At 54.9% G+C, this 13,136-nt stretch carries 13 protein-coding genes; 3 read left to right on the top strand and 10 right to left on the bottom strand.

All coding sequences use genetic code 11. The annotated features are described in order from the left end of the window. Positions 1-8: 8 nt before the first annotated feature. The 4 genes from KXG62_RS18975 to KXG62_RS18960 form a co-directional block, all read right to left on the bottom strand. Complete coding sequence (locus tag KXG62_RS18975) at positions 9-779, bottom strand: ABC transporter permease (protein ID WP_218093579.1); 771 nt, start codon at positions 777-779, stop codon at positions 9-11. Next, positions 776-1,636: an ABC transporter permease gene (locus KXG62_RS18970; RefSeq protein ID WP_246627523.1), complete on the bottom strand. Its 861-nt coding sequence runs from the start codon at positions 1,634-1,636 to the stop codon at positions 776-778. Before KXG62_RS18970 ends, KXG62_RS18975 begins: the two co-directional genes overlap by 4 nt. Further along, a complete protein-coding gene (locus tag KXG62_RS18965) occupies positions 1,633-2,610 on the bottom strand; it encodes an ABC transporter ATP-binding protein (RefSeq protein WP_218093578.1) in 978 nt (325 codons plus the stop codon). The genes KXG62_RS18970 and KXG62_RS18965 overlap by 4 nt, the downstream gene beginning before the upstream one ends. Before the next feature lie 302 nt (positions 2,611-2,912). Continuing rightward, complete coding sequence (locus KXG62_RS18960; protein WP_218093659.1) at positions 2,913-3,710, bottom strand: arylamine N-acetyltransferase family protein; 798 nt, start codon at positions 3,708-3,710, stop codon at positions 2,913-2,915. Positions 3,711-3,964: 254 nt separating this feature from the next. On the opposite strand from KXG62_RS18960, the gene KXG62_RS18955 reads away from it, so the two are divergent. Further along, on the top strand, positions 3,965-4,903 hold the full coding sequence (locus KXG62_RS18955; RefSeq protein ID WP_218093577.1) for a YheC/YheD family protein: 939 nt from the start codon (positions 3,965-3,967) through the stop codon (positions 4,901-4,903). Here the strand turns inward: KXG62_RS18955 and KXG62_RS18950 are convergent. After that, positions 4,866-5,669, bottom strand: coding sequence for a hypothetical protein (locus KXG62_RS18950; protein ID WP_218093576.1), 804 nt, complete (start codon positions 5,667-5,669; stop codon positions 4,866-4,868). The genes KXG62_RS18955 and KXG62_RS18950 overlap by 38 nt on opposite strands. A gap of 296 nt (positions 5,670-5,965) precedes the next feature. On the opposite strand from KXG62_RS18950, the gene KXG62_RS18945 reads away from it, so the two are divergent. After that, positions 5,966-7,621, top strand: coding sequence for an S-layer homology domain-containing protein (locus tag KXG62_RS18945; RefSeq protein ID WP_218093575.1), 1,656 nt, complete (start codon positions 5,966-5,968; stop codon positions 7,619-7,621). Between the two features lie 80 nt (positions 7,622-7,701). Here KXG62_RS18945 and KXG62_RS18940 read toward each other — a convergent pair whose 3' ends face one another. Genes KXG62_RS18940 through KXG62_RS18925 form a run of 4 tightly spaced genes read right to left on the bottom strand, consistent with a single transcriptional unit; the run spans position 7,702 to position 10,685 of the window. Beyond that, positions 7,702-8,589, bottom strand: coding sequence for a stalk domain-containing protein (locus KXG62_RS18940; protein WP_246627534.1), 888 nt, complete (start codon positions 8,587-8,589; stop codon positions 7,702-7,704). Between the two features lie 13 nt (positions 8,590-8,602). Beyond that, positions 8,603-9,376: a stalk domain-containing protein gene (locus KXG62_RS18935; RefSeq protein WP_246627533.1), complete on the bottom strand. Its 774-nt coding sequence runs from the start codon at positions 9,374-9,376 to the stop codon at positions 8,603-8,605. A gap of 47 nt (positions 9,377-9,423) precedes the next feature. Continuing rightward, the gene (locus KXG62_RS18930; RefSeq protein ID WP_218093572.1) at positions 9,424-9,966 is read right to left on the bottom strand and encodes a stalk domain-containing protein; all 543 of its coding nucleotides are present in this window, start codon (positions 9,964-9,966) and stop codon (positions 9,424-9,426) included. A 56-nt stretch (positions 9,967-10,022) separates the two neighbouring features. Next, a complete protein-coding gene (locus KXG62_RS18925; RefSeq protein WP_218093571.1) occupies positions 10,023-10,685 on the bottom strand; it encodes a stalk domain-containing protein in 663 nt (220 codons plus the stop codon). A gap of 263 nt (positions 10,686-10,948) precedes the next feature. Between KXG62_RS18925 and KXG62_RS18920 the strand changes: the two genes are divergently transcribed. After that, positions 10,949-11,620, top strand: a complete 672-nt coding sequence (locus KXG62_RS18920) for a flagellar brake protein (protein WP_218093570.1) — start codon at positions 10,949-10,951, stop codon at positions 11,618-11,620. 120 nt (positions 11,621-11,740) lie between these two features. On the opposite strand, the gene KXG62_RS18915 is transcribed toward KXG62_RS18920, so the two are convergent. Next, on the bottom strand, positions 11,741-12,874 hold the full coding sequence (locus tag KXG62_RS18915) for a response regulator (RefSeq protein WP_218093569.1): 1,134 nt from the start codon (positions 12,872-12,874) through the stop codon (positions 11,741-11,743). Positions 12,875-13,136: the final 262 nt, after the last annotated feature.

The following is a 13,136-nucleotide window of genomic DNA, read 5'->3' as shown; positions in this document are numbered from 1 at the left end:
TCAGCCTGTTATGATCTTCGCCGGATGCGTTCCGCCAAGGCGACGGAGCCTATCGTAAACGCAATCATCAGCGTGCACAGCGCATTGATTTCGGGCGAGATGCCCCTTTTCACCAAGCCGTAAATGTAGAGCGGCAGCGTCGTCGAGCCCGGACCGGACACGAAGAAGCTGATCATGAAGTCATCGAGCGATAACGTAAAAGCGAGCAGCGCGCCCGCAGCGACTCCGGGTCTGATGACCGGCAGCGTCACGTAGCGGAACGTCTGCCACGGCCCGGCCCCGAGATCGCCGGCCGCTTCCTCGTATACGCCGCTCGTTCCTTGCAGCCGTGCGGAGACGACGGCATATACGAACGACAAACTGAACGTGACGTGAGCGATGATCATCGTCCCGGCCCCGAGCGGAATGAGCAGCTGGCTGAACATGCCGAGCAGCGAGATGCCCATCACGATGTCCGGTACGACCACCGGTAGCATCAGCAGCGCCCGCGCCGCTTGCTCGCCCTTCATCCGGTACCGCTCGAGCCCGAGCGCCGCGCCGGTTCCAAGCGCGGTGGCGATCACGGTCGAGACGACGCCAACCAGCAGGCTGTTCAGCAGCGCTTCGATGACCCGGTCGTTCGTCACGAGCGATGCATACCATTTCCACGTCCAGCCCTGCCATACCGCGTTCACCCGCGAGTCATTGAACGAGTACAGCATGACGACCGCAATCGGTATGTACAAAAAAGCAAGGATAGCCCAAACATAGACGGACCACCGACGGCGGGTTCCGGTCATCTCATCCCACCCCGCTTCGCTCCGCCGGTCCCGGTCAATCGGCTGACCCACGACTGCATGACGCCGATGGCCGCCAGCGACAAGATGATCAAATACACCGATAGAGCTGAACCGAAGGGCCAGTCTCTCGCCGACAGGAACTGGTTCTGAATGACGTTGCCGAGCAGCTGGGACTTCGCCCCTCCCATAATGTCGGGGATGACGAACATGCCGATCGAGCTGACGAACACCAGCATGCAGCCGGTGAACACCCCGGGCAGCGACATCGGCCATACGACCGCCCAGAACGCGCGGCGCGGCGCCGCTCCGAGATCGGAGGCCGCTTCAAGCCACGACTTGTCGATCTTCTCCAGCGTCACATAGACGGGTAGTATAACGAACGGGAGCAGCGTGTACACCATGCCGAGAAATACGGCTTGTTTGTTGTACAGCAGCTGCAGCGGCTCGCCGATCCACCCCCACCGCTCCAGCACCGTGTTGACGACGCCTTGCGAACGCAATAAGATGACCCAGGCGAACGAACGCACCAGCATGTTGATCCAGAACGGAACGAGAATAAGCAGCAGCAGCACGCCCTGCCATTTGCGCTCAAACCGCGTCATCGCATACGCGAACGGATAGCCGAGCAGCGCGCACAGCGCCGTCGTCACGAGGGCGAGCAGCAGCGTCTCTCCGACGATGTGCACATAAATCGGATCGAGCGCGCGCAAGTAATTCTCCGCGGTAAAGGAGTAAACGATGCGGCCGTAGCTATCCCGGCTCATGAACGACAACGCGCCGATCCCGAGCACAGGAACGGCAAAAAAAAGCCCCAGCCACGCGACGGCGGGTACGGTCAACCATGTTCCTCTGTTCACCGGACGAGCACCACCTCGTCCCGCGAAGCCCAGCCATAGGCCACCTTCTGCCCCGTCCGCCAGCCCTGCGCTTCGTCGCCGTACTTATACACCAGCAAGCTTGGTCCGCCGCCATCCGGCCGCACGTATAACTTGAGCAGACTGCCGGTATCGGCCATATCTTCGATCATTCCCGTCCGGTTCCCCTCCGGCAGTTTGTCCCGGAGCGCGACCAGCTTCACTTTGTCGGGCCGGATCGCGTAGGTCCGCCCCTGCTCTTGCAGCGTATTGTTCTCGCCGATGAACGAAGCGACGAACACACTCGCCGGGCTTGCGTATACTTCGCGCGGCACGCCGATCTGCTCGCAGACGCCCCCGTTCATGACGACGATGCGGTCGGATAGCGTCATCGCCTCCTCCTGGTCATGCGTAACGTAAATAAACGTAATGCCCAGCCGCTTTTGCAGCTGCTTCAGCTCATGCTGCAAGCTTTTGCGCAGCTGCAGATCGAGCGCCGCAAGCGGCTCGTCCAGCAGCAGCACCTTCGGCCGATTCACGATCGCCCGCGCAACGGCCACGCGCTGCTGCTGTCCGCCGGACAGCTGCTGCGGCTTGCGCCGCTCCAACCCGGTCAGACGGGTCAGCTCCACTACCTGCGCCAGCCGCTTGCGCTGCTCCTCCGCTGCCACCTTCTTCATCCGAAGCCCGAACAAGATGTTGTCCTCCACCGTCATGTGCGGGAACAAGGCGTACTGCTGGAACACCATGTTCAGATCGCGCTTGTACGGCGGCAGCATCGTAATATCCCGGCCGTCCAGAACGATCCGGCCCGAACTCGGCTGCACCAGCCCGGCCAGCATGCGAAGCACCGTCGTCTTGCCGCAGCCGCTCGGCCCCAGAATCGTAACGAATTCTCCAGGGTCGATCCGCAGGGAAACATCGGTTACGGCGCGATGGTCATCGTACGTCTTCGACAGCTTCGTCAATTCGAGCATCGTCTTCTCCCTCCTCTCGCCTCTTCGCTGCAGACCTCAAATGATCGGCCGCCCAAAATATGGTTTACGCGGTATTATATTCATCGCGATTTTCGATTTTCCTCTATGCTTAAAAAATAAATTTAGCGTACCTAACCATTCGCGGCTTCGTACGGAACGGGAGGCTCCGTACCGCCGGACGTACAGCCTAAACGAACTCCCGCCGAAGAGCCGCCCCCATCCCCGATCAATGGCCTGCCGTATGCGCAAAAAACAAAAAACGCCCCGTGAGTCCTTTGGACCCGGGACGCTTCCAACCCGACCTAACGCTCCGTCGGACCGAGCGTAATGCCGAAATACGTTCGCAGCGCTTCGCGATATTGTTCATCGTTCTCCGGAACAAACGACTTCACGCCGTCAGCGGTAAAGATGCGAAATTCCTCTCCGGCGACGGTGTTGCGGCCTTCTGCCGTCCGGATGGCCAGCATCGGACTGGCTGTGAAGATCGAGTCCGGCGCGTTCTCGCACCAGTACGTGGCCATGACGAAATCCTTGGGCAGCTGCGGCTCCTCCGTAAACGAATAAATCCGGCTCCACTGGTCGCGCTTATGCTCGCACAGCAGCCAGCCGTAATACGGGTCGCGCTCCAGCCGGTAGGTCTCGTCTCCCTGCCGGTGTTCGAGCCCCTCGACCATTCGAAGCGGCCGGCGGGGCACAATGCCGCCTACCCCGACATCGCATACATAGGAAGCTCCTTCGGCTTCAACCTGCAATACGCGATGGCGTCGCTTCGGCGGAGGATTCGGCTCGTCGCGCCAAAAGCGGGCCATGAAATCCGTGACCGGATAACCGAGCTCCCGCAGCAGCCAGCCGAACAGCGCGTTCAGCTCAAAGCAATAGCCGCCGCGGCCCCGTTCGACGATTTTGCCGAACAAGTCTTCGATCTCCAGCGACAGCGGAATGCGGCGGACCATATCGAGATTTTCATACGGCACCGTGTGGAGGTGGCATTCCTGCAGCCGGGCCAGCGTCTCAGCGCTGCCGTCGAGCGGGCCGTCGTAGCCGATGCGCTTCAGGTAAGCCTGTACATCCAGCTTCGATGCATTGCGGCAATCGTTCATCGTATCGCTCCTTCCCCAAGAGAACATCGCTTTCATCATACCATATTGTTCCATGGTTGGAAGCCAGCAATTACGTCCGTTATGACGGTTGCCTATCAAATTATATTCCAATTTTCCCCATATCAACATGTTGTCCTGGCCGTCAGCCCAAAGCTCGTCAGCCCATTAGGCCCTTGTGCAGGCGCGCATACACGAATGTCCGCATATAGTAAATTAGGAACATAGGCATGAAAAAGATTGGGAGGTGCAAGAAGATGAGTTTATTCGGCAAGATGTACCCGTGGAGCAAATGGCGAAAGCATGAAGCGCTGTGGGAGCATACGGAATTGCGTCCGCATCTGCCCGAAACGGCAAAACTTTCGCACGGACAGCTCCTGGTTTTTTTAGATAAATATCGGGTCGTATATGTGAAGCCTTGTTACGGAGGCGGCGGGAGGGGCATCATTAAGCTGACGCGCGACGAGGACTGGGTTCAGGTACAGACGCTTACCGACAAGAAAACGATCGCGATCGACTGCTTGTACGCCTATCTCGCCCAGATCATCGGGAAGAAAAGCTATGTGATCCAGCAAGGAATCGATTTGCTCGACATCCAGGACCGTAAAATCGATTTCCGCGTACTTCTGCTCAAGCCCAGAACGAAGTGGGTATTCATGGGCTCCATGGGCAAGCTCGGAGTCAAAGGTCAGGTGGTGACGAATCATTGCCGCGGCGGCAAATCGATTATCGTCCATAACGCGATTCAGGAAAGCACGGATTGGCAGGGCGAACAGATTGACGAATTGGAACAAACCTTGCACAGGCTCGGCCATCAAATTGCGCAGGTGCTGGAACGGCGATTTCCGCTCATATCGGAGCTCGGTCTGGATATGGGCATCGATCGGGAGGGGAATGTCTGGCTCATTGAGGCAAATACGCGCCCGCATTATAATTTATTCAAGCATCATAAGGACCCTGCGCTCTACAATAAAATCAGAGGGACAATCCGCAGGCTCCGCAGCGTAAGGCCAGGATTTCCGAAAAAAACGGTACAAACGAGAAGCCAATCACACGGTAACGACGCAAAATTCCCAAAGAACCGCCGAAACGGATTGTTCATTCCGCATCCGCGTTCCCGGACGAAAACCGCACCGCCCGGACGTCTGAACGCCCGGACTACAGCGGACGAATGTCGCCTCCGCTCGCGGGCATAATCCGATAACCATTATACTGGCTTAAGATGCCGGTAATTTCATACCAGCCCTTCTCTTCGACGTGCGACAGGTCCACCATATCTTCGCGAATGTAGAGCGTTAACGCCGCGTTTTCCCCTGCCGCAATCGGGATGTGATAAGCGCCCGCACGGGGCTGCTCGGGGACTTGGCCCATTTGCGCTTTTACTTTCACCCGTTTGCCCATATAAGGCATGGTTTTGTGGGCTGCAAGCAGCGCCTCTGCATGAAGCGCCTCCGGTTCCGGCGCCTGTCCGCCGGAATCGGCCCGGATCTGTTCGGGCTCGGGTCTTATCTCAATCAATCCTTCGTACTCGGACACCGTTCCGGTAATCCTTACGGCATCGCCCTTCTGGATCGCGGACCGCGGAGACACGAGAATATGCATCCCGCCCGTATCGTCCTCGATGTGAAGCGACAGCTTCCCGCCGCGCGCCTGCCAAACGACCGGCTCCGTCACGACGACGCCGCGTACCGACACCGTCTGCCCCCGCACATCCTGGGCTTCCAGAATCGATACTTCCGGCGGCTGGAAGGACGAGCCCGGCAGTTGATACGCTTCCGGCGTTCCTTGGTCCTCGCTTACAGGTTTCCCGATGATCGCAGCATTTAGCCGCTCCGGTCCCCCTACGCTATCCGCTTCGCCGCGGGCAACGGCCTGCGAGATTTGCGCCGCAGCCGCAATCACGGACAACGATGCCGCCAGCAGCACAAGCCGAATTGTTTTCTTGCGATTGAACGGTATCATTGGGACGTTCACCTCTCTCGTTTCGATTTGACCTAAGCATAATCGGTGGATGTTAACCGGCAAGGCATGTATTGTAAATGCGCCGTAAAATGTATTAAACTAATATTTCCCTCTTTCTAACAGGTGCCAAATGCGATATTTTAATAGTACGTTAAGGTTCCATATGTATAATGAGTTATAACCGCATATTGTCTGTAGGTATGCAGCGATTTTACCGCCGTTTGATTGTGGCACTATCCATTATGCACTACACTTATGAAATACTATACTCGCGATTCCAAGGAGAACTCATACTCATGCACAAGAGCTTAAAAGTTATTGCTACTGCCGCCATCGCCTTCTCGATGTCCGCCACCGCCGTTATGGCCGAAACGCCTGCCGCGGCAACGAAAACAACGGCGGATTTTACCGATCTTGTCCAAGTGGATGCCGGCTTGAAAGCCAAAATCGACGCTTTGCTCGCCAAAGGCGTGTTCGAAGGCGTCTCGGCCGATACGTTCGGCATTAACCAAACGATGACCCGGGCGCAGTTCGCCAAGGTCGTCACCTTGATTCTCGGACTTCAGGTGGACAGCTCGGTAACGTCTTCCAGCTTCTCCGATGTCCAAGCGGACGACGCTGCGAACGGCTGGGCGGTTCCTTATATTGAGGCAGCCAAAAAAGCCGGCCTGATCGACGGTATCACCGACACGACGTTTGCACCGGGCGACAACGTGACGGTCGGCCAGCTCGACACCGTGCTGCTGAAAGGACTCAAGAAGAACGTCGACGTCACCGGCAGCCCATGGTACGCCGACGCCGTCAAGCAAGCAACGGAGCTCGGTATTCAGACGGCAGGTAAAGACGGCGCAAGCGTTGCGACCCGTACCGATCTGGTCATCGGCGCATACGAAACGTCGCAGCTGGCTGGCAACACCGCCAAACCGGACGAGCCGTCGACCACAACGCCGTCGACGGAGCAGGCAGCGATCAAGGATGCGTCCGCCATGGGGCCGCAAACCGTTCAGGTGAGCCTGGACCGCGCGGTCGACACTGCCAAGGCTTCGTTCACGCTGCAAAAAAATGCGGAAACCGTTCCGGTCTCCGTTTCCTGGTCCGATGACAAGCAGACGGCTACGCTTTCCCTGAAGGACGACGCACAATTGTCGACCGGCACCTATACCGTGTCGCTGGGAGGATTCGGCGGCGCATCCGTCACGTATTCGTTCTCGTACGATGCGAGCGTATCTACCGGCGATACCGGCATTACAATGGAAGGTCTGGGCGCCATCGCCAACGTCATCGACAGTGACCTGACCGAAGCCGCCACGGGCGAGAACGGCTATGTCACCCGGGACGTTGCTGAGGATCCGACGCTCAGCATGTTCGCCAAAGAAGTGAAGCTGAAAGTGACCAATGCCTCCGGTGATACGGTTGCCGTACCTGGCATTATTCAGTCCATTACGAGCTCCGACTCGGTCGTTGCCCGCGTAGGCTTGTCAAGCGACCATAAAGGGTATGTCCTCGGCAATGAAGCCGGAACGGCGACGATTAGCATCGTCTATAAAAACGCGCAAGGCGAGTCCAAAACCGCGACGCTTCCCGTTACGGTAAAAAGCGATAAAGTGACCGCCGTGAAAGCGGAAGCCGATACGAAGGTCCAAAAATACGCTACCGTCACAGACGGCGTATATACGAGCGACTTTAACGCTTATGCAGCTATGAATTTGAAGGCTTATGACAACTACGGCATCAAGTATGACAAAGAAGAAGCGCAGGGCTATAACTTCGCGCTCGGCATCATCTTCTTGCCGGAGCACATCGTAGGCGATCCGGCGAACGGTCCGACCGGTACGGTTACTGTCGGTTCCAACGGCGCCGTTCACGTAGAAGGCAATGTAACGCAGTTCGATTTGACCGCGAAGCTTACGAACGGCAACTCGGTCACGACCGAAATGTATATCCGCCGCTAAGGTACCGCCAGACGCATAGAGAAAACAAAAAGATCGTCCCTGTCGTTCATGGGGACGATCTTCTTTTATTACGGCCGCCGTTACCGGATCGCCTGAATATCTTCTTTGGAGCTGCTGATCAAATACGTGCCATCGTCGATCGGCGCTTTCGTCAGCTTCAAGTGAAGGATGTACAAATGGCCATTCTCACTGATCAAATAATTGTATTCGTCTTCCCCGGCCACGTCCATCATGATCCAGGTGCGGTTGTAATATACATTATCCGACTCGAATTTGTTGGCATCGCGGGGGCACATGATCGGGCTGCAGGTGCTCGGTTTCGCGCCGAAGCTGGTCCAGTCCTGGATGTAGGTTTTTATCGACTCCAGTTTTTTGGCGTTTTTCTCGGTCGTCACAATGTTGACGCTATCCCGGCTGTAATACACCGTCGGGCGGCTTTTCCAGCGTTTCGAAAGCTCCTCCTCGCTGACGAACAGCCACTGGGAATATTTGTCACGAACCTTTTTCAACCCGTCCGTATTGATGCCCATGCGCTGCACATCGGTCAGGCGGTAATAATTTGTCGCTTTCGAATTGTTGTAAATGTAGCACGTCAACAGCGGAAATTGCCCGCCCAAATATTCCACCATATACGCGGACGGGTTCGCGAGCTTGATTTCTTCATAAACCAGCTCTTGATCGTCCGGCCGCTGCGCCTGATTACGCGAATTGATATAGATCGTTTTATTTTGTTCCTTCCAATAGACGTTTGCGCCGAGGTAACTGGATATATCGGTTAAAGCAAGGTAGCTTTTGTCGTTATACACAAGCGGCGGCGTGCTCAGCTTCACGGGCGTACCGTCGACCTGCACGTTGAAATCGGGGCGCAAATAAGCCTGAACCTGCTGAAGGACATCTTCCGCATAAGCTCCTGCCGCAAAGCAGGTACCCATCATGCCGGCAAGCAGAATCGTTCTCCATTTCTTCATCTTCACCCGAATCTTACTCCCCATTCTGTATCATGTCTTCCAGGTTTTTGGCAGCCAGATCGTGGATCAGCTTGTTCGTGTTATCCATATTTTCCCGCGCCGCCTGCGTGACATTAAGCAGCTGCTGCTGGAAGGCCGTCTGCAAGACGCTGATCTGATTCGTATCCTTGAGCGTGCTCAAATTGCGCACCAGCTCTACGGCCGAACGGAGCTGATCAAGCAGCTTCAGCTGCTGGCTTGTAATTTCCGTTATTTTGTGGTCCTTGATCCGCTTCAGCTGCGCGCTCGCCTTTTGCGCGAACTGCTGTGCTTCGAGGTATTGATCGGTCAGCTTCTTATGACCGGCATCCATGTTGTAGTAGTTCGGGATGCTGGAATTGCCGTTCTGCTGCAGCACCAGGATATACATCATGATCGACTGGTCCACATCGCTCAACCACTCGTAGGTATCCTTCAGCAGCATTTGCTCCTTTTGCAGACGCGTCTTCTGCGGGTCGGGCTGCGCTGCAGGCTGGACGACGGCGGCGGGAGCAGGCTGCGCAGCCGCCAGCTTCACGTCGACGCTGTACGTATCCTGGCTCCACTTGGCCTCGGTGCCCAGCTTCGCCAAATAATAGATCGGCACCATCGTTCTGCCGTTATAATTAATCGCCGGGACGTCTTCCGGTTGAATTTCCGTTCCGTCATAATATATTTTCACGATCGGATTGCCGTTGTAGTCTCCATTGACGCCCGATGCGTTTGCGATGCCGGCGGATGCCAGCAGCAGCGTGCCGACCAATATCATTTTTTTCACGAAATGTCACCCTCCCCGATGGATGTTGCCGCCTCTCGTTACGACGACGCAGGCAAATATTTGACGTTGATGTAGACCGCTCCCTTATAGCTGTAAACGTCGCTGCGCTGGTTCATATCGATCGTTTTGTCGACGACGCCGGAAGCTTTATAGAATATGACCACTCTTCGGTCCGGATCGATGGAAATCGCCTTGGCATCGCCCGAGCTGCTCTCCTTGACAAAGTCGTCATAATGAAAATACGTGATGCCGTTCACTTCGATCGCTCTCAAACGGTTGTACCACGTTTCCACAACCGATTGGTCGCTGCCCTTCCTCGGCGTATTGAGCTCGACGGTTTGTCCTTTCTCGTTCCAATACACCTGTATGCCGGCAATCTTGGCCACATCGCGCAGCCCCAAATAGGTCGATCCGTCATACATCAGCGGTGCGCTCTCCAGCTTGAGCAAATTGCCGTCCAGCGTCACCGGCAAGGAAGGCCGCAGAAACGCCTCGATGCTCTGAATGCCGTCCGCCGCGTAAGCCGACACGGTGACGGATGCGGCGATGCCTACGATCACGCCGGAAACAAACTTTTTCATAGACTCCCCCCCTCGTTCTCTCATTTATTTACGCAGAGCTGTCACGCTGTGTCTCATCATTTTGTAATCGGCAGCAAGATCGGATTCGTCTGAACCGATTTGAACGTATGACCGTCTGTCGCCCCGTCCATTAAAAAGTTGATTTTCGTAATCTCGTCCAGGTTGCTGTTCACTTGAACGACAATTTTGCCCTTCTTCTTCATCTTGCCTTCGAACACGCCGTCTACCGGATCGGAATAATAAGCGGACCGGGACGCTTCCGCTTTTTCGTTCGTGTCCAAATACAGGCTCCCTCGGGTCGGATACCAGCTTATCGAATTATCGCTTATGTTCTCAATCGCCACGTCCAGGATCACCGCCTTGATCGGGGCGGTATACTTGTCCTTCGCATAAGCGGAATCCAGCGTCACCTTGGAAACGGTCATCGTCAAGGGCCCGGACGTTATATCGACCGACACGTCGTAGGAACGAAGAAACGGTAAGTTTTTATCGTTAATCGTAATCGTACGGCTGCCTTCATCCCATTTGACGTTGGCGCCGAGCAGCTCGGATATGGCCCGCAGCGGTACATAGCTCGTCGCGTCTATAATTTGTATATCGGCATTTACTTGTTTTCCGTTAACCATGAGCCGGATATCCGAGGCGGCATATACACCCAGCGAAAAGGTGCCGATCAGCAGCGGAACCAGGCCGGCAAGCAAACCTATTTTCTTTTTCACAAACATTCCCCCTATTATAGGACGATAATCTAGTATAGAAAGTTGCTCTATTATATCATATGTAAATAATTTACACCTGTAAAAATTTCATGCCGTTAACGAGGGATGAAGCCCGCCTATAGCGCTGACCTCATCTCAACCATTTCTTGACAATGCAAAGATTTGCATCGATTTGCAGTTATTTTCCAACTATTTTTACCGATGTTTAGAAAATGTATAGAATTCGTTGATATAATAGTCATAGTTCAAAAGGAGGGTTATTGATGAGCGATCAGGCGCAAGACGTCGAGTTCTGGAACAATCAATTATTCGAGCTGCACACGTATGACAAGGAAGTGTATATGACGCAAATTATGGCGGATGTAAATGATCTGTTCATCATTCAGCATCCAGTGAATAACAACAACACGTTCATGCCGGTGAGCGACGGCTTTCCCATTACCGTGTACTTTCACGATCAGCAGCAAGGCTTATGTACATTCGATTCCACCCTTTGTTTATATAAAAACAAGCTGGCCGTCGTCCGCCCTTCGAAGAACGCGATCAAAAAAGCGCACCGGCGGCGATTCTTCCGGGTGCCCGTAGAAACGGAGCTGAGCCTGAGCGCGGTTGCGGCAGCCCAGGAAGAAGCCGAGCCATACGGCACGTATTTGACCCATGACCTCAGCGGCGGAGGGCTCTCGTTCCTGTGCCCGCACAAGCTGGAGGAGGGCGAGCTTGTAACGGGCGAGCTGAAGCTGGAAACGTCCCGGTCGCAAAAAAGCGTTGCCTTTATCGGAAAAATCCTTAATAATGTGAAAATCAAAAATAAGCGATATAAAATTTCGTTGGAATTTACCGCAGTGAAGGAAGCTGTTCGCTCCGACATCATTCGCTTTTGCAATTTCAAACAAATTGAATTGCGCAACAAGCTAAGGGGTTATTCGTTCGAGTGAACTGGAAATGGCGGGGGGAGGATGGAACGAAGGAGAGGCTGCCGCGCTGCCGATTCGATGGGTTCATAACGCCTTCTTCCAGACTCTCACGCAGCAAGAGCTGAGCCGCGATGAGACGGCTCAGCCTTTGTTTTCCGACATCAGACGGTCGTACCACTCCGTAATGTAAGGATTCGGCAGCTCGTTCAGCTCCTCGAGCAACACGTTCGACAGCAGCCGATACTGACGGGCTACTGCCACATAATTATTCGCATCCGCGAACATATTCATCAAGGCAAAATGCGCTTCCTCCGATATCGGCTGCCGCTCGGTGATCTGGAGGTACATCTCGGCTGCAGCTCCCGGATTGCTGCATGACACGTACCATTCCGCCATCTGAAACGCCGTACGCAGCCAAAACGTCTTCAGGCGCTGCCTCTCGCTTTCCGCCCACCAGTAACCGTACTCCCGCAAATAATCTCCGGTATACAGCTGTATGACGTCATGATAATATCCGATCGTTTCCGCCGAGATGGGCGGGGCCGACTTGACTTTAAGCTCCCATTCCTCCGCATCCAGCATGACATCATGAAGATTCAGTATGTACCCGTCGGCCCTACTGGAAATCACGAAGCGCCCGCCGAACGGCTCCAGCGTTTTGCGGATATGATAAATGCTTGTATAGAGCAGGGCATATACTTTGTCCGTGTCGTAGTCGGGCCAAAGCAGGTCGATCAGCACCGACTTGCGAACCAGCCCGCCCCGATGCTGGAGCAAAAACAAAAACAGCTCATGCGCCTTCGACGTCCGCCAGTGCAGCGGCGACAGCTTGCCCATCTCCGTTTCGATCAGCACCTGCTGCAGGACGTTCATCCGAATGAATGAACCGGCGGCTGGCTTGTCCTCGCTGCGGAGGCTCACGTAACCTTGAAGACGCTGCAAGGTTTTGGCCAACCGCTCCGTTCCAGCCGGCTTGACGACATAGTCGAGCGCATTGAGCTCAAAAGCTTTGACGGCGTAATCGTCATACGCCGTCACGAACACGATATTCAAATTCGGCTTCTGCTCCAAAAGCTGTTCCGCAAGCTCGATCCCGTTCACCTCGGGCAAATGAATATCCAGAAAAACCAGATCGGCCGGTTCCTGCAAAATCCGCTGACGCCCCAGCAGCGGGTCCATATATTTGCCTATGATCTCAATATCGGCCACTTGCAGCAGTTGATGCTCCAAGTAATCCAGCGCAAGCCGTTCATCGTCAATCAAAATGACTTTCATATGCAGCTCCTCATTATCGGTAATGATGGATCGGTAATGATGGATTTCCATTATTTATATATTGTCGGCCGCTCCATCCCTTTTGTTCATAGCTGCGAACAAAATTCACGAACCTGGCCCGCGTGGTCCGTGCCGCGGAGAACAAAAAACATTCATGAGCCTACCGCTCACAACCCTGTGATGAAAATGTTTACTACGAGCAATAGCACAACGTCTGAATCTAATGCAAACTGTCCATCCTTGTAATGGAGGGACAGAAGAA

Source organism: Paenibacillus solanacearum, from assembly GCF_910593845.1.
GTDB classification, from domain to species: domain Bacteria; phylum Bacillota; class Bacilli; order Paenibacillales; family NBRC-103111; genus Paenibacillus_G; species Paenibacillus_G solanacearum.
Note: the sequence above shows the minus strand (reverse complement) of the source record. Positions and strands in the feature narration are given on the sequence as shown.